At 37.7% G+C, this 17919-nt stretch carries 15 protein-coding genes and 2 tRNA genes; 6 read left to right on the top strand and 11 right to left on the bottom strand.

Annotated features, from left to right (window positions below; translation table 11 throughout):
- Positions 1-153: 153 nt before the first annotated feature.
- Positions 154-873, top strand: coding sequence for a class I SAM-dependent methyltransferase (locus ACLLO5_RS25820; RefSeq protein ID WP_413173326.1), 720 nt, complete (start codon positions 154-156; stop codon positions 871-873).
- Positions 874-1626: 753 nt separating this feature from the next.
- Here ACLLO5_RS25820 and ACLLO5_RS25815 read toward each other — a convergent pair.
- The 4 genes from ACLLO5_RS25815 to ACLLO5_RS25800 form a co-directional block, all read right to left on the bottom strand.
- Positions 1627-1708 (bottom strand) — tRNA-Leu (locus tag ACLLO5_RS25815).
- Positions 1709-1789: 81 nt separating this feature from the next.
- On the bottom strand, positions 1790-2881 hold the full coding sequence (locus tag ACLLO5_RS25810) for an alpha-hydroxy acid oxidase (RefSeq protein WP_413173325.1): 1092 nt from the start codon (positions 2879-2881) through the stop codon (positions 1790-1792).
- A 61-nt stretch (positions 2882-2942) separates the two neighbouring features.
- Positions 2943-3818 (bottom strand): M48 family metallopeptidase, encoded by an 876-nt coding sequence (locus ACLLO5_RS25805; protein ID WP_413173324.1) that lies wholly within the window; start codon positions 3816-3818, stop codon positions 2943-2945.
- Positions 3819-3892: 74 nt separating this feature from the next.
- The gene (locus tag ACLLO5_RS25800) at positions 3893-5089 is read right to left on the bottom strand and encodes a leucine-rich repeat domain-containing protein (RefSeq protein WP_413173323.1); all 1197 of its coding nucleotides are present in this window, start codon (positions 5087-5089) and stop codon (positions 3893-3895) included.
- Positions 5090-5208: 119 nt separating this feature from the next.
- Here ACLLO5_RS25800 and ACLLO5_RS25795 point away from each other — a divergent pair, with 119 nt between their 5' ends.
- Positions 5209-8094: a CHAT domain-containing protein gene (locus ACLLO5_RS25795; RefSeq protein ID WP_413173322.1), complete on the top strand. Its 2886-nt coding sequence runs from the start codon at positions 5209-5211 to the stop codon at positions 8092-8094.
- Between the two features lie 88 nt (positions 8095-8182).
- Here the strand turns inward: ACLLO5_RS25795 and ACLLO5_RS25790 are convergent, their stop codons facing one another.
- The 3 genes from ACLLO5_RS25790 to murA form a co-directional block, all read right to left on the bottom strand.
- Complete coding sequence (locus ACLLO5_RS25790) at positions 8183-8668, bottom strand: hypothetical protein (RefSeq protein WP_413173321.1); 486 nt, start codon at positions 8666-8668, stop codon at positions 8183-8185.
- Positions 8665-9831 carry an AAA family ATPase gene (locus ACLLO5_RS25785; protein WP_413173320.1) on the bottom strand — a complete coding sequence of 389 codons (1167 nt, stop codon included), beginning with the start codon at positions 9829-9831 and terminating at the stop codon, positions 8665-8667. The genes ACLLO5_RS25790 and ACLLO5_RS25785 overlap by 4 nt, the downstream gene beginning before the upstream one ends.
- 240 nt (positions 9832-10071) lie before the next feature.
- Positions 10072-11418, bottom strand: a complete 1347-nt coding sequence (murA, locus tag ACLLO5_RS25780; RefSeq protein ID WP_413173319.1) for a UDP-N-acetylglucosamine 1-carboxyvinyltransferase — start codon at positions 11416-11418, stop codon at positions 10072-10074.
- A 348-nt stretch (positions 11419-11766) separates the two neighbouring features.
- On the opposite strand from murA, the gene ACLLO5_RS25775 reads away from it, so the two are divergent.
- Positions 11767-11848: transfer RNA gene (locus ACLLO5_RS25775), tRNA-Leu, on the top strand.
- A gap of 208 nt (positions 11849-12056) precedes the next feature.
- Positions 12057-12860 carry a TrmH family RNA methyltransferase gene (locus ACLLO5_RS25770; RefSeq protein WP_413173318.1) on the top strand — a complete coding sequence of 268 codons (804 nt, stop codon included), beginning with the start codon at positions 12057-12059 and terminating at the stop codon, positions 12858-12860.
- Here ACLLO5_RS25770 and ACLLO5_RS25765 read toward each other — a convergent pair.
- Positions 12851-13099, bottom strand: coding sequence for a hypothetical protein (locus ACLLO5_RS25765; protein WP_413173317.1), 249 nt, complete (start codon positions 13097-13099; stop codon positions 12851-12853). The two genes, ACLLO5_RS25770 and ACLLO5_RS25765, sit on opposite strands and share 10 nt — an antisense overlap.
- Positions 13100-13531: 432 nt before the next feature.
- On the opposite strand from ACLLO5_RS25765, the gene ACLLO5_RS25760 reads away from it, so the two are divergent.
- Both ACLLO5_RS25760 and ACLLO5_RS25755 read left to right on the top strand, forming a co-directional pair.
- Positions 13532-14095, top strand: a complete 564-nt coding sequence (locus tag ACLLO5_RS25760; protein ID WP_413173316.1) for a thermonuclease family protein — start codon at positions 13532-13534, stop codon at positions 14093-14095.
- Between the two features lie 83 nt (positions 14096-14178).
- Entirely contained in the window at positions 14179-15129 is a 951-nt protein-coding gene (locus tag ACLLO5_RS25755; protein WP_413173315.1) for a class I SAM-dependent methyltransferase, read from the top strand.
- A 139-nt stretch (positions 15130-15268) separates the two neighbouring features.
- Here the strand turns inward: ACLLO5_RS25755 and ACLLO5_RS25750 are convergent, their stop codons facing one another.
- From ACLLO5_RS25750 to ACLLO5_RS25740, 3 genes are read right to left on the bottom strand one after another with little or no spacing between them, the layout of a single operon-like run.
- Complete coding sequence (locus tag ACLLO5_RS25750; protein ID WP_413173314.1) at positions 15269-15997, bottom strand: metallophosphatase; 729 nt, start codon at positions 15995-15997, stop codon at positions 15269-15271.
- Between the two features lie 23 nt (positions 15998-16020).
- Positions 16021-16830, bottom strand: a complete 810-nt coding sequence (locus ACLLO5_RS25745; RefSeq protein WP_413173313.1) for a metallophosphoesterase family protein — start codon at positions 16828-16830, stop codon at positions 16021-16023.
- A complete protein-coding gene (locus ACLLO5_RS25740; protein WP_413173312.1) occupies positions 16827-17600 on the bottom strand; it encodes a GTP-binding protein in 774 nt (257 codons plus the stop codon). Before ACLLO5_RS25740 ends, ACLLO5_RS25745 begins: the two co-directional genes overlap by 4 nt.
- Positions 17601-17919: the final 319 nt, after the last annotated feature.

Genomic DNA, 17919 nt, shown 5'->3' with positions numbered 1-17919 from the left:
ATGGTTTTAGCTGTCTACTTTAATCAAAGCATACTTATATAAAAATTCTAAAAATTGATATTATGAATAAACTCCCAGAGTGCGATCGCCTATTGGGAGTACAGATGGAATACCGCTATAATTTTGTATATCATCAGGTATGTGAATGTTTCTATGAATACTCTCAAAACTCAATCAGATGATTACTTTAAGAAGAATTGGGAAACTTATCAAAAAGCCTTAGCTAATAATTACATGGAACACCAGGAAATTTATGGTGTTTTGCATAAATTACTAACTGATTACTTGCAAACACCATTTTCCTTACTTGAACTTGGATGTGGTGATGCTAGTTTAACAGTTCAAGCTTTATTAAATACTACTGTTGCTTCCTATACCGGAATTGACTTGTCTGCGGCTGCTTTGGAAATTGCCCAACACAATATGGCACAAATTAAGTGTGAACAAACTTTTATTGAAGACGACATATCTAAAGTTGTTGAGGAACTAACTCAAAACCGAAAGCAAAGCTTTGATGTAGTTATGACTTCCTTTGTTTTACATCATCTAAATCTTTCACAAAAAGATAAAGTTATTGAGCAAGTATCTCATCTTCTTAAGCCCAAAGGTGTATTTGTTTTGATTGACATAGTTTGCAAAGAAGAGGAAGATCGAGAACACTTTGTTAATCGCTACTTAGAAAATATGCGTCAAAATTGGACTGCACTCTCGTCTCAAGATATGTCAATCATGGAAAATCATATATCTACTTTTGATTTCCCCGAAACTCAAACTACTTTGTACCAACTTGCACAAAAGCACAATTTTGTTCATTGTGAATGCTTGTACCAAGATACTCCTGAAGCCGCACAATTTTTGTGCATATACAAATGATTTGACACTCTCAGAGTGAACAGGAATTTACTAGCTGGTCTAGGAATCTTGACCCCAGTGGTTTTGGGTGGAAATTTCAGACCAACGATGAGCTATATTATCCAGTAAAACAGTAGGGAGCTTATTAGTTATTGACTTAAATAAACCCTAAATATTTCGAGAGACGGTATCCAATCCATATTCCCAGTATACCCCCAATCACGCTGAACAAAATTGAAACAAAAGATAACAAACTTCCACCCCATAAAAGCGGAATGTAGCTACCAATGGTAGAACCGACGAACATTCCAATGCCGATAAGTAATTTATTCAAATTTATATAACTAACCAGTGATTACAAATTCAGATTACAGGATTACAACTATTTCCGTCTAGGAACACTAATAGACTGTACAGTCCGTTGTTTAACTTCCTCACCCCAGTGGTCATATCTTGACCGAAAAATTTTAGATTTTAGATTTTGGATTTTAGATTGAATTCAAAGTCTAAAATCTAAAAATAAGGTTTCAAGCCTCTCCATTTATAGAGAAAAATACAAATGTTTTTCGCCTTCAAGCCTGTTCTGTAAAGGAGAGGATAATCCAAAATACTCGCTGCGCTGCGTACACTTCGTTAACGTCAATCTAAAATCCAAAATTGATTGAAGTGAATTTTGGTGAAGCATGACCGGCTAATTTCTAAACAGTGACGATATCAGTAGAATCTAACAAACAACTCAGACCGTCATTTGTGCGCTGAAAAACTTTTTTAAAGTGGGCGGGAGGAGAATCGAACTCCTATACCTTTCGGTGCCGCATTTTGAGTGCGGTGCGTCTACCAATTCCGCCACCCGCCCTTGGGTGTCACTTTTCTAAACATAGCCTATTTTTTTTATTTTGGCAACAGGTATTTAGATTTATTTAGGGATTGGGAAGAATTATTGACTCTGAATGACCAAGGTTGAATCAATATCTTGCAAATTAGCACAGCCGCTGAGTGCCATAGCGGTGGTTAATTCATCTTTGAGTAGGGAAATAATGTCAGCTACTCCGGCTTGTCCAGATACCGCTAATCCCCATAATACCGGACGACCGATGAGGACGGCTTTTGCGCCTAATGCTAAGGCTTTGAGGATATCTGTACCGCGACGAATACCGCCATCTAACAAGACTTCTGCTCTACCGTCTACTGCTGCTACTATTTCCGGTAAGGCATCTAAAGAAGCGATCGCACCATCTAATTGTCTACCACCATGATTAGAAACCACAATCCCTTGAGCGCCATATTCTACAGCCCGCACCGCATCATCACCCCGCAAAATCCCTTTCAATACCAAAGGTAGGGGACTCAGAGATTGCAACCATTCTAAATCTTTCCAAGTCAGTGCTGGGTTAATTTGTTGGGCAAAATAGGTCAATAAACCAGATTCGCCTTTTTCTTGGGGAATATCTAGCCCCGATATCTTCCTTAAATTAGCAGGATGCAAACCAGAAGGTAAGGTAAATTCATTGCGTTGATCTCGTTCTCGTTTTCCCAACACCGGCGCATCTACAGTTAAACACAGTGCTTTATAACCTGCGGTGTATGCTCTTTCCACCAAAGCACGAGTTAAACCCCGATCTTTGTGGATGTAAAGTTGAAACCATTGCCAACCATTGTCAACCGTTGCCACTTCTTCCAAACTCTTGGTAGACAATGTACTCAAAACCATGCCTACACCTGCTGAAGCGGCTGCTGAAGCTGTGACAATTTCCCCCGCTGGATGTGCGAGACATTGAAAAGCCATGGGTGCAATGAGTAGGGGTAATTGCAAAGGTTCACCTAAAAGTTTGGTAGTCAGGTTGATTTCGCTGACATCCACCAACATTTTAGGGCGAAGTTTCACCCGTGAAAAAGCAGTGCGATTATCTTGCAAGGTGATTTCATCCCACGCACCACTGCTGTAATAATCAAAAGCCATCTGTGAAAGATGTGCTTTTGCTAATTGTTCGTATTCAAACAAGTTGATGGGTGATACACACTCTTGCACTGACTTTCACTCCTCCTGCTTTCTTTTCTGTCACCTGCCACCTGTCACCTGTCACCTAATTTTACCAATTCCGCCATCCGCCCTTGGATGCTGTTTCAATCTGATCTTTAAAACCGTGATTTTGCAGTAACTTTTGGTACTCTAGACTACTACTCCAGCGGTCAATTTCCCTAGCTCGTAATACTGGTACGGGATGGCTTAATTGGGCAGTGCGGGCTTCTTTCACCATTACCCCAAGTTCGGTTTTACTGATGTCATCATAAGCACGGGCTTGGGCAACAAAAGCATCAAGATTTAGCTTAGGTGCTAAGGTGGGAGAACCGCCGGCTAACTTCATTAATACTGACATGACAACTTTGGGGTTTTGGGTAGCTAACAAAGCGGCGCGATCGCAGGTAAACTCAGCACAACGTACCCATTCTAATAATTGTGCCTGTAATGCTTGAGCTACAACAGCACCAACATTCGGTAAAATTGCCGCTGCTAAGACCAATAAATTCACAGGTGTTAAATAAACGCTGTGGTCACATTTGAGATGTCCCAACTCATGGGCAATTACAGCTTGAATTTCCTCTGGTGTGAGAATATCAATCAAGGAAGTGTGCAGAACCACAAACGGCTGCTTACCCCGCATCGCAAAAGTGTAAGCATTAGGTGCAGGATGTTGACGGACATACAACTGGGGTGGCTCAATATCTAAAATATTGCAAGCGTCTAATAATAACTTGTGTAAATCAGGTAATTGTTTTTCACCTACCAAAATACTAGAAGCAATATTTTCTACATAAAAAACCTGTTCAGCCATTGGCCCTAGCCAATTTCGCACCATCATATCTATCCCAGGAATTTGCTTAAGAGTTTTCGTTGCTTCCAAGTCCAGAGGATGACGGAATGAGTCAGCTTTTAAACCAATTAAGGGCGTTTTAACTAATGACATAATTATGGTAATCAATAAAAAATACAACTCCCACAGCTAGTATAACGATTGAACAACATAATAGGGGACAAAGATTAGTTAACACCGGGATTACCTTGAAAACTCATCTCTTGAAGATTAGTCAGTTTTGATAGAGGAGTTACATCTGTGATTTTGTTATAGTCAAGTTTCAGCCGAGTTAGGTTAATCAGGTTTGATAAAGGACTAATATCTGTGATTTCGTTATCTTCAAGCACAAGCTCAGTTAAATTTGTCAGTTTTGCTAAAGGACTGATATCTTTGATTTTATTAAAACGCAATACCAGCAAATTCAAATTATTCAGTTTTGCTAAAGGGCTAATATCCGTGATTTGGTTGTAAGTAAGAATCAAACGAGTTAGATTTTTCAGGTTTGCCAAAGGACTAACATCTTTAATTTTATTATCGTCTAAAAACAAAAAATCTAAGTTTGTCATGTTTGCCAAAGCACTTATATCTTCAATTTGATTACCTTCCAAATTCAGCCTCTTTAAGTTTGTCAGTTTTGCTAAAAGACTTATATCTTTAACTTGATTGTAAATTATCTCCAACTGAGTGAGTTTTGTCAATTTCGCCAAAGAACTAATATCTTGAATTTGGTTATCTTCCAAAAAAATCCCAGTCAAGTTAATCAGTCCATTGAGAGGACTAATATCTGTAATTGAATTTTTACTAAGAATCAGCCAATTAAGATTAATAAGTTTGGCTAGAGGTCTAATATCAACAATTTCATTATCATTTACAAGTAGAGATTCCAGATTTGTCAGTCCAGATATGGTGCTAATATCTTTGATTTGGTTTCTACCCATAACCACAGACTTGAGGTTTTTAAGTCCTGCCAAGGGACTAATATCAATAATTTTGTTATTGTCTATATTCAGGGATTTGAGATTTTTTAATCCTGCCAAGGGGCTGAGGTCAACAATTTCATTACCACTGAGATTGAGAGATTCTAAATTTGTGAATCCTGCTAAAGGACTCAAATCAACAATTTGCTGATTTATCAAATCAAGTTGAGTCAGATTGAACAACTTTTTAGCAGCAATTTCACAATCATTAGTTGCTGCTTTTGCTAATAATAATTCTACTGTAATTCTGCCATCAGCTGATAAACTAGCTTGTTGACGGCACAACTCAGTAAAAGAACTCCCCCCGTGAGGTTCAGCAGCTTCAATAACTCCCCATCCACTGCATACCCACATACTCATCATCAGAGCAACTGTACTGCTTAATTTCATAGTTGATGTACTCATCTTTTGTATAGATTGTTTTCAAGATTTACACAGTAGCTTAGATCACCTGTTATGGTACTTATTATAGAACTATTAACTATGGATATAGTTGATTTTTTAACATTCATTAATTTATTCTCATGCGTATAAATCTAGTCAGCCTCAGTTTTGTGACTCTGCTGTTTTCGGCAACTACTGCTGTTGTAACACATGCCTGGAATGTTTCTCCTGTATTTGCCCAGGAACTTAACAAACAAGATGAAAAAGCTCAAGCTGATAGGCTGTTTAGAGAAGCTTTTTATCTGTTTATTAATGGCAATAGATATAGAAATAATCATCAGAGAATTATCAGCAGTTTTGAAAAGGCTTTGTTGGCTTATCAAAAAATAAATAATCAAGCGGGTATTGGTAAAACTCTTGATTATATAGCCTTGATTTACTATAACAAAAAAAACTATGCAAAAGGTTTGAATTATTATCAGCAAGTTTTACAAATTCAAAGAGAGTTAAATAATCGTGAGGGAGAAAAACAAACCCTCACAAGAATTATGAATATCTATAGTGAACAAAGTCGCCAACTTTACGAACAAGGACAATATCAAAAAGCATTAGAAAAATTACAAAAAGTTTTAAAATTAAGGGAACAACTGGATTTACAAGATTTAAAGGGACAACTGGATTTACAAGATGTAAAAATTGAAACAGGTTTCATCATTAACAAAATCGGTATGATTCATCATACTTTAGGAGAATATGAAACAGCTTTAAAATTTTATCAACAATCTTTATCAGTTTTTCGAGAAGTTACTACAAAACCAGTAGAAAAAATTCCTTGGGTATGGACTGTGTTTTTTAACATGGGAGAAATTTATCAATCTTTAGGAGAAAATGAACGAGCGTTAAATAGTTATCAGCAAGCGTTACAGTTAGCTCAGAAAAATAAAATTGGCTCAGAAGTGAGAAATATTAACGCCATTGGTAATAGTTATTATCGCTTAAAAAAATATGATTTAGCCTTACACTTTTATCAACAATCTTTAGCAAAACTTCCAGGAGTAAAAAACAAAAAAGAAAAGAAATTATTAGAAGCATTGACTTTTAATAATATTGGACTGGTTCACCTTGATCAAGGAAAGTATGAATTAGCTTTAAAGTTTTTCCAGCAAGGTTTAACTATTGTTAAATCACTGCGAGATAAACTTTCCCAAGGGGTGATTTTAGATAGTATTGGGAGAGCTTATTTTCAACAAGGTAAATATGAATCCGCGTGGAATTTTTATCAACAATCTTTGGTAATTATCCAGGAAATCGGCTATAAAGCAGGTGAAGCTAAGGTACTAAATAATATTGGCTATTTACTAGAGAAACAAAACCAGCCAGAATTAGCTATTGTTTTCTTGAAACAATCTGTTAATGTGAGAGAAGCCATTAGAAATAATATCAAAGGACTGACCCAAGAACAGCAAAAATCCTACACAGAAACTATTGCAGAAGATTATCGGAATTTAGCTGATTTATTATTACAGCAAAATCGAGTTTTAGAAGCGCAAAGGGTATTAGATTTACTTAAAGTTCAAGAATTAGAAGATTATCTAAAAACTGTGCGGGGAAGTAATAATACTCTTCCAGGTATAACAGAACGTCCCCAAGAACAGCAAATTAGAAAAGGTATTGCAGAACAGATAGATAAAGCAATTTCTCAAGGAAAAGAACTCGCTTTATTAGAAAAAATTGCTATTGATAAAAGAACAGAAAAACAAAGACAGCGAATCATCGAATTAAGAAAAAATGAACAGCAAATTACTAAACGGTTTGAAACATTTTTAGAAAGCCCGCAAGTTCGAGAATGGGTAGCTCAACTTCAGCAAACTACCCAAGGACAAAGTTTTGATTTAAATTCTGATGCGACCACTTTGCAAGACAATCTCAAAAAACTTCAGCAAGATGCTGTAATTATCTATCCATTAGTGCTGGGCGATCGCTTGGAACTCATTTTAATTTCTCCCTACACTCCTCCACTGCGTCGCACTGTTCCTGTCAAACGCGAAGAACTTAACCGAGTTATTGCTGAATTTCGTTCGACTGTCACAACGCCAATCCGTAATCCTAAAATTCCTGCTCAAAAGCTCTATAATTGGCTGATAAAGCCCTTGGAAAATGATTTAGCTCAAGCCAAGACCAAAACCATTATTTACGCCCCTGATGGACAATTGCGTTATATTCCCTTAGCCGCACTGCATGATGGTAAGCAATGGCTAATCGAACGATTTCGCATCAATAATATCACTGCTGTTAGTCTGACTGATTTGAACACCAAACCGCAAAGTCAGTTAAATATTTTAGCTGCTGCTTTTAGTGAAGGTGAGTACACTTTTAAAGTGGGAGATAAGGATTTATATTATTCTGGTTTACCATTTGCTGGAAAGGAAGTAGAAACTCTTGCTCAAACTATTCCTAACACTAGAAAAGTTTTAAATAAACAATTTAATCAAGATATTATTTTGGAAATGAATGATTATTCTGTGGTTCATTTAGCGACTCATGCTTTATTTACCCCTGGACAGCCGGAAGCATCATTTATTTTGTTTGGTAATGGCGATCGCATCACCCTACGAGATATCAAAAATTGGCGGTTGTCGAATGTTGATTTAGTCGTACTTTCAGCTTGTGCAACCGGATTAGGTGAACTATTAGGAGACGGTAGGGAAATTCTCGGTTTTGGCTACCAGATGCAACAAACAGGTGCAAGAGCGGCTATAGCATCTTTATGGTCGGTAGATGATGGTGGCACGCAAGCTTTGATGAATACTTTTTATACAATTCTCCAACAAGGGAATATTACTAAAGCCGAAGCCCTGCGTCAAGCTCAAATATCTATGATTACTGGCAGCTATACAATTACAGGTCAGCAACGACGTATTTCTATTCAACCACCCATTAATAGTAATTTACCGTCACAGGTGAGCGATCGCTTGAGTCATCCTTTTTACTGGTCTCCGTTTATTCTGATTGGAAATGGATTGTGAAGCGGGAGAATTTCAATTTTGCCCAAACATCCGAGATAGATCACAAAAACTTACACATTGGGGATATTTCCTCTCAGGAGGATTCCGTTTAATTAAACAGAAATGGTTTAACCAATTTAATCATCCGTTCTAACTCAGGTTTATTGTGAATGAGAAGATGATGTCCCCATAATTCATTTTTGTTTTCAGAGCAATCTGTAGCAAGAGTTTCTCCAATAGCCTCCAAACTCTGTTTGATATCTCTTTGCAGACTCTCTGGATTAGATTGTACACCAAGAACGAATACTCTATTTCTCAAATCCTCTGGAATGTGACTTTGTACATAACTTAATCTATCTTCACGCTCATCAAAATCAATAAGTAAAACAATCATTCTTTTTGGAAACTGTCGCATTCCAGAGGCATAATCGTTCGTTAATTGATCCACTGCTTTTTTCCAACCGTTGGCAATTGGTCGAACTTGAATAGCACGTTGATTGAGGTTTAAATTCTGAATAAATCCATTGGCAATCTGGCGATTAGCATCATCTTCTGGCAATACAAAAATGTGCTGATCATACTTATTTCTGCTCATAATTCTATATCGCCACCAATCAAGGCATTGATCAGATCGCCCGTAACAGGTATATCACTAAGCAGTCTAATCAAAGTTGGTTCTAAATGACTTTTTCTATCCAGCACTAAAGTATTCTCATTTGAGAATTTTCTGATCGCTTCAGGATTATGAGAAGTTACTAAAATTTGTCCCTTATTCTTAAATGAGCGTCGCAAAGATGTAATAAAATGCCCTACTTCTGATATAGAGAGATAGTTGTCAGGCTCATCCCAAAAACAAAAAAGTGGTCCATAAAATTTATTAGCAGCTAAAACAACAGCGCAAAGAAAAAAGCATTTTTCACCATCAGATAAATCTTGAAAATTGACACTCAGATTTGCATAATTTTCTTCAAACCGAACGATCATACTTTTGAAATCTTTGCCGATAAGTTCGTTTTGAACATCTGTAATGTCGGGCATAATTTCCCGGAGATATTTGTCAAACTGTGTGTATGACGCAGGGTAGCGACCAAGTAACCCAGAAAACCACTCTCCGAAATTTGAAGCATCTCGTTTTGGCTCTAAAGTTTCACCGTTGGAGTCTCCAGTCATTAAACTGGGAATCGGTGCTAAAATGATCATGCGAGCCAGCCAAGTTTTGAAAATACGCAGTGGATCAGTTTCTGATTGCTCCTGAATTACTGGCAGGGCGACAAGATACCAATCTACCAAAAACTGAGCTTCACGATTTTGTAAACTAGTATAAAGAGTGACTTGGGCTTCTTTTCGAGAGTAGATAGGTTCGCCCGAAACTAGCAGTTGTTCTTCAGAAACTCGAAGTTCTTTAAATTTTTCTGGCAACTCTAAAGCCAAGACATACTTATATAATTTATCTTTAAGTAATACTTCTATTTCAAATCGAATGGGAACATCAGACCTGCCACGAGTAAAATCTTTAGAATGAACAAGTTGCCCAACTCTATTGATCCCTCTACCAATAGATTGAAGCACCTCTAATGCAGTAGCAATAGTTGATTTACCTGAACCATTTTTTCCAATCAAAAGAGCAGATGGTATATCCTTTATGGACAGTTCAAAGTTTTCTAGGCATCTGAAGTTATGTACATATAGTCTTTGGAGCATAAGAAAACTATTCCCAATGTGGGGAAATAAAAGAACTTTATGATGAGATAAACCCATTGTATAACTATAGCAGTCCTACCCTAAACAGGAGAAAATACGTAGATAAAAATCCTTATTTTATAAGCATTTGAGGCTTCTTGAACTCTCACGTATCATTTAGGATTGCTATATATTAATTAGCTTTCTTAAGTTGTAGTTTAGGTAGTCCGTAGCATTTTAGAAAATTCAATAAATTAATGGCGAAATTTACCAAAGTAAAATCCGCCATCAAGTAACCAAATACCAAATTCCCTAACTCTAGATAGAAACTGAAGCCGGAGGATTACTATTATTCTTATGTAATTCTGCATCTGTTGATGCTTCGTTCACACGGATAATCTTGGCTCCTAGTTGTTGTAACTTCATATCCAGGCGATCATAACCACGATCTAGGTGGTTTAAGCCTTGAATAGTGGTTTGTCCTTCTGCTGCTAGTCCTGCTATCACCAAGGCTGCGGATGCTCGTAAATCCGTGCCTATGACTGGTGCGCCCGATAACATTGGCACACCGCGAACAAAGGCAGTATTACCTTTGACGCGAATATCTGCTCCCAAGCGATTTAACTCAGAAGCATGACGCAGACGATTTTCAAACACAGATTCATTAATGATGCTGTCACCTTCTGCCAAAGTCAGCAATGACATAAATGGCGCTTGCATATCTGTGGGAAAACCCGGATGAGGCAAGGTATCAATATCTGTGGCTTTGAGTTTATCTACTGGTAAAACGCGCAAACAGTCTGATGCTTCTTCAATTATGGGTACGCCAATATCTCGCAATTTGGCAATGACGGGAATTAAATGATCCGGTGCTACTGGAGACAGCAACAGTTCGGAACGAGTAATGGCTGCGGCGAGTAAAAAGGTTCCTGTTTCAATGCGATCGGGAATAATTGAATAGTCGGTAGAATGTAATTTATCAACACCAACGATGGTAATGGTACTTGTTCCTGCACCTTGAATGTTTGCTCCCATTGATTTACAGAAGTTAGCTAAATCAACAACTTCTGGTTCTCTGGCTGCATTTTCAAGGATAGTTTCCCCGTCTGCTAGGGTCGCTGCCATCATCAGGGTTTCAGTTGCGCCAACGCTGGGAGTGTCTAAGTAAATTTTCGCTCCCTTTAATCTGCCATTACTACCAGGCACGTAGGCATTACAAATACCATGCTCAATTTGTACTTCTGCGCCCATTGCTTGCAGTCCCCTGACGTGCAAATCAACTGGTCTAGCACCAATGGCACAACCCCCCGGTAATGGCATCTGTGCTATTCCCATTCGTGCCAATATTGGACCAATGGCAAAAAAACTGGCACGCAGTTGGGTAACTAGTTCATAAGGTGCTTTGGATGTGCTTATTTCTCTGGCATTGACATCTAAAATGTCGCTGTTTCTGGTTAAGCGCAAACCTAAAGCTGATAAAACTTGCCCCATGCGCTCTACATCCGCTAATAAGGGGACGTTGCGAATACGACAATCTCCTGAACAAAGCAAAGCCCCAGCCATGATTACCAGTGCTGAATTTTTTGCCCCGCTAATTCTTACATGACCCCGCAGAGGATGCCCGCCCCAAATTTGCAAGACTGAGGAGTCTGCTTCAGGTGACAACTTGGCATCTGGTAAGCTGCTAGAAGAATTAATAAGCCTACCTCCAAAAAATAAATAATAATAAAGGTTTGAAGTTGGTTTTGATTTTACGCCAATGCTCCCACCTCTCAAGGATACAACACACTGAAATTTGCACAATTTGAGGGTGTTGTTGGTAGGGTCTTCACGCTTATCACACTATTCTGTAAAAAGTTGATTTGTGCAACATTATTTTAGTGCTAAAATTATTACTCGGTGATAAGCTGTTTGTTTTTTCTCTCTTTTCTTAAAGATTATAGTGATAGTTTGGTTGACAAAATCAAATATTTAAGTAACAATAAGAAATTGTGGATAAGACTACAAATGCCAGCGGAACTGGCGGAATTGGCAGACGCGCTAGATTCAGGTTCTAGTGCCGCAAGGCTTCCGGGTTCAAGTCCCGGGTTCCGCATATTGATATATTTTGGGTTTAGATTCAGTCGAAACTCTGAGGATATCAAAATTTAACTGAATTTATAGGTTTTTGAGCAAGTCTCAGCCGCTTGTGGAATGGGCAAGCATTTTGGTGTGGTCATAAATTTCTGTTACAAAACTTAAGATTACTCTTAACGTAATCCTTTACGGGATTCGTAGGTTCTATTACGAATTATTCTAAAATCGTGCTGACAAGTTTACAAAATTCCCTGGTTAAGCAAATCCGTAAGCTGCACTCTACCAAGGAGAGGCATAAGCAGCAGTTATTTTTATTGGAAGGGACGCATTTACTAGAAGAAGCTTGTGCGGTTAATTACCCTTTAGAGGTGGTATGTTGCACACCTCAATGGCAACAAGCACATCCGCAATTGTGGTCTGAGGTTTGTCGTCGCTTTGATGCTTCCGGTGGGCGAAGCCATCGCGCAGAAGTTGTCAGTGAAGAAATTTTAGCAGCGATCGCCACAACAGTACAACCGGATGGGGTAGTAGCGACTGCAAAACGCAGTGAACAGCAAACTCAAGTTCCCTTAACTGGTTTGGTGCTGGCGGTGGAAACTCTCCAAGACCCTGGTAATTTGGGGACTATGATTCGGACTGCGGCGGCGGCTGGTGCGTCGGGTTTATGGTTGAGTGCTGATAGTGTGGATTTAGATAACCCCAAGGTTCTACGTGCATCTGCGGGGCAGTGGTTTCGCTTAGATAAGGCAGTAAGTACAGATTTACAAGCCACTGTTCAACAATGTCAGCAAGCAGGAATGCAGGTAATTGCTACTTTACCGACGGCTAGTTTAACTTATTGGGAAGTGGATTGGCGCAAACCTAGTTTGATTTTACTAGGCAATGAAGGTGCTGGTTTATCGGATGATTTAGCAGCAATGGCGGATACCCAAGTCAAAATTCCCCTCAATCCTGGAGTAGAATCCTTGAATGTGGCGATCGCAGCCGCTTTAATGTTATATGAAGCCCAGCGACAAAAAATTTATGGATGATGTTTCTGATTTTTTTGTGCCAAATATTGTTCAATATCGGCAACAGCATCCTCTAATGCCGCTAGATCAATACTTACTGTATTTTTACTAGTTTGTACGTTAGTAGCTTTACTAGTTGTAATTTCTGTGATATCTTGATTATCAGTGGAATTAACCTGTAAGATATCTTCTAACTGGATAAGAGATTGTAGAAAATCCTGAGATGCAGCGCATCGTTGACGTTGCTGAATAGGTTTCATAATCTTGATATAAAAATGATTGTTTAGTGGTTGAATTTTTGGATTACATTTAATAATCCAATGAAATTGAGCTTCCTAAAATCATTATGAGATTTATTTGCTCACTTTTATTTAATCGTTAGTATCAATTTTACACATTAACAGGCTGGATTGCCAAATTAGTGGTATTGCCAGAGGTAGCAGGTTATTATTCTCTTACAAGACCAGTGGAGTTAATAACTGAGGTTCTCCGGTATTTGTTATGCCAAATATGAGTTTATTTACTCCATAACCCTCATAAATAAAGGGCTTGATTGTTTTTGATGCCAAATTTATGTCGAATTAACCAATGAATTAACCTACAATCGTTATATGGCAAGGGGTTTAAAATTCGATGGGCTAATTTAGCATAGTAAGTACCGGAGAGCCATAACTGATAGAGCTGATAAAGGAATGAATAAATTAACTAAACAAATAATAATTTGGCTGGGTACAGGTATTATTGTTCTCAGTTTGATGGGGTGCAATCGCTTATTTCCCCCCGCTGGTGATATTGTAGAACGGGTAAGCGATGGTGATACATTGGTGTTGAAAGGGGCTGATGGTAAAAAGTTTACAGTCCGCTTTGCTTGTGTAGATACACCCGAAGTACCTCACTCGAAGAAAGAGAAGAGTAGTAAACGGGTTAGGGATGTAAATCAATTCAGTTGGGGTGTGAAAGCACAAACAAGGGTAGAGGAACTGGTCAAACAGTCAGGCGATCGCGTAAAGTTGAATATTATAGAGAGCGATCGTTATGGTAGAAAAGTTGCAGAAGTACGATTAAAAGATGGTGCTTTTGTCCAACAAGTTTTGTTACAGGAAGGATTAGCTAAAGTATATCGTCCTTATTTAAGCAAGTGTCCCAGTAAAGATATAGTCCAACAAGCGGAAGCGCAAGCGCAACAGCAAAAGATTGGTATTTGGAGTGATGCTAAATTTGTTGATCCTTGGAATTATAGAAAAGTAAATAAGTAAATAAAAAAGGCTCTCCTGATTCAGACAAAATCCAAATTAGATACAATATAAATAACAAAATTGCCTCTACACTTATCTTACCAATGACTGCAAAAATTAAACCAGACTGGGCTGGAGAAACCTTGCTTTCCCAATTTATCAACCTGCTAATTAATACCAAACCCATCTACAGCTTGATGAAACAACAAGCAAGACAGGTACTAATTAAAACAGCCGAAAAAAACGGTGTTGCTTGGCGCAAAAATTACCAAAAATTGGAATCTTCAGGAGTAAAAAACAAGCTGCAAGAAAATACAAATCCCAAAGTAACCTATCCTGATTATTACCAAGTTCCATTCCATGCTTATGATGAAGGTAATTTGTGCTGGAAAGCAGCTTTTGAAGCCCCCAGTGCAACCTATTCTATGGCCTTGCGGGTATGGCCAAAAGAAAATATCACCTGGGAAACAGCACACCGCAGATTAAGATCCAGTTTTCACGAAGTTCTCGCTAAATACGTCACTCAAGATGTACAAGATATCCTGGATATTGGTTGTTCTGTTGGTATTTCTACTTTAACTTTGCATCGCTATTACCAGCACAAACAAAATCATCCCGTGCGGACAGTGGGTTTAGATTTATCTCCCTATATGCTAAGTGTCGCGAAGGAATTAGATACCTATAATGAGATATACCAATGGCTGCACACTCAAGCAGAAAATACAGAATTACCAGACCAGTCCTTTGACTTAGTAACTCTTCAGTTTGTCACTCATGAACTTCCTGGTTTTGCTAGTAAAGCTATTTTTCAAGAAGCATTACGGTTGCTGCGTCCTGGTGGTTACTTGGCCATAGTAGATAATAACCCAAAATCATCTGTAATTCAGAACTTACCTCCTGTACTATTCACACTGATGAAAAGTACAGAACCTTGGAGTGATGATTACTATATGTTTGATATTGAAGGAGGTTTAAAATCTGTAGGTTTTGAAGTTTTAACTACTGTTGCTAGTGATCCAAGACACCGGACTATTGTAGCTCAAAAAAATAAATAAGTAGGGTGTGTTAGAACGGAGTTCGTAATGCACCAAACCTTTAACAATGGTGCGTTACGCTATTGCTAATGCACCCTACATATCTTTTCACAAATCAAATCGGATTCCTATATATAGATTTCAATTTTTGATTTTGACCTTAATTTTGAAAACCTTTACTATTTCCGTAATAAACAGTTTTAAATTCCACTTGATTTGTACCAGGATTGTAGAGAGTATATGTTGCTTTACCTGGTGTACCTCCCACACTTCCTACACCAATTACTTGACGGGGGGTAACGGTAACAGTTTGTGGAGAAATTTGTTGATCAAGAGTCATGATTTCACTGGTAATAGAACCAGTATGTAAATGATACTGAAAAGTTAAACCAGAACGACCACAAAATAAATTATTTGCTGACATTCGTGAAAGTCGATCTAGCATTTGAATAGGAGGAGTTTCCGGGGAAAGTTCTTCACTCACATCCACTGTTGAACCATGAATTAACAAACAGTCTAATTCAAAAAAACCAAAATCTAAACTTCTCAACCATTGTACAGTTGCAGGAGAAACAGAGTCCCATAATTTTTTAACTGTATCACCCCCATATTTAGCAATTAATTCCGGTGTGTCCCCAGTTAGACCCAACCCGTGCAAAATTAAACATTGCTCTTCCCACCATCCCTTACAAATCATAGGCTTTAATTCACCTATGCGCGGTGATTTAACCCTTTTTATCAACTGTTCACATTCCTTAGTTGGTCCTACTAAATCACCCAGAATATACAATTCTTGTATATTATTTTTTTGATATTTAATATCAGCTATGACAGCTTCATAAGCTAATAAATTTCCTACAATTCCACTCAAAATAGCCCACATAGTCAATTTTGGATTTTAGATTCGTAATTTTATCTAGTACATACATGAGTAGGATCATCTGCTCGTTCTGCAAATTCCAACCCTTGGGATAAACGCCAAGCGAAGATTTTTGGTAATCCTTTTTCTATAATTGCTGCACAAGTTTTTTGATAGTCATATTCGACTTCTCTTAATACCACATTTTGAGTATCAACATCATAAATTACATAAGTTGCATTTGGTCTACCATGTCGTGGTTCTCCTACCGAACCTACGTTAATGATTCGTTTTAAAGAGGCTGTAAAACTGATGTCTTGGGTGATTTTTTCTCTATTAACTCGTACCTGTAATTTCCCCTCATCAAGAACGCGACTATAAGGAACATGAGTATGACCACAAAATAGTACATCAGCACCTGTGGAAAGCACCCTTTCTAGGGCAACAAAGCTATCAATTTCTGGTAATAAATATTCATGGTTGCTATGGGGACTACCATGAACAAAGGCTAAATTTCCTAATTGTAAACTATAGGGTAATTGGGCTAAAAATTCACGATTTTCCGAATTAATTTCCTGATTTGTCCATTGGTGGGCTTGGATTCCTCTTTTTTCTGCTAAAAGTGAAGGATAACTACAATCACAAGCGTTCAAACCTTCCACAATATCTTCATCCCAACAACCTAAGCAGGTGGGAATATCTAAAGAACGAATTTGACTAACTACAGCGTTAGGCTGTGGTCCATATCCAACTAAATCACCTAAACAAAATATTTTTTCGGCTTTTTGCTGGTCGATGTCTAATAATACCGCATCTAAGGCTTCATAATTACTATGAATACATGATATGACTGCTATTTTCATACTTCTTGTCCTTGTAATAAAATTTGTTTGACTTGTTGTTGATATTGAAAAATCAGCGATTCAGATAAACAGCAAGCTGATAATGTTTCTTTTAAAGCTGTTTCATCTAAATTGCTTCCTATAATTTCCAGTCCACTAAAACGTTGTGGTCTACCTTCTAAATAACGGGGTAAATCCAGTTCTAAAAATTCAGTTGACGGAACTCCATCGACAAAATCACAATAAAGAGAACGCCCATCATTAACATCAAAAATTCCCTTGGCACGGGTAACAATACCATAAGCATTATGAGTTATTTCATACCAATATTCTTCTAAACTATTTTCATCAATAACTTGACCAGTCATTCCTATTCTCCAGAGTTGTTTTAATGTTAAAGTTGTGACTGGTGCGCCATAGATAATTTCATCAGCCCAAGCATTATATTCAGAGTTTTTGCAGTTTGGTGGTAGAACTGCGATGGCTTTATAGGTGAGATGATCTAATACTTGTGATATGGCTTCTAATTCTAGGTAAGAACCTAATTCAATGTAGACTTCCTTTGCTTGAGGTATTTGATGAAAAAATTCAATTGCTTGTCCATCACCAAAAACTTGAATTCCAGGAAATTCCGTAGCTATGCGAGTTTGGTCAATAATAACATTTCCCGTTCCTGGACTGAAATAAATTACTTTTTCAGGCGATTTAATATCTCGGATTTGTTGACAAATCCAGTTAGTTTTTCCAGACCCAGATAATCCAGCTACAATGGTAATACTTGGTATAGTCATAATTTAGATAATGAAGATGTCAGAAGTTAACCCGTTCGGGGAATTAAAAATTTAAAATGTTTCTTGCTTCCTGCGGAAGGTGGGTTTCAATGTTTGGGTTTGATTTTGATGCTGTTACAGTGTTCATATTTAAACTATTGGGACTGGGTTAATGAACTGACTATATCGTATACAATGAGAATCGTTATCATTGTAGCGTAAAATATGGTCGAGTGTTACTGATGTTGCAGTTTATTTTTGGAAAAATATTCTGAAGTGCTGTTAGTTGATTTTGCTTGACTATTTTTATGAATTATGGTTTTGAAAAAAGGCTTTTTTC

The organism is Anabaena azotica SJ-1, from assembly GCF_047275885.1.
GTDB classification, from domain to species: Bacteria; Cyanobacteriota; Cyanobacteriia; order Cyanobacteriales; family Nostocaceae; genus Trichormus_B; species Trichormus_B azotica_A.
This window is presented reverse-complemented; position numbering and strand designations above follow the sequence as displayed.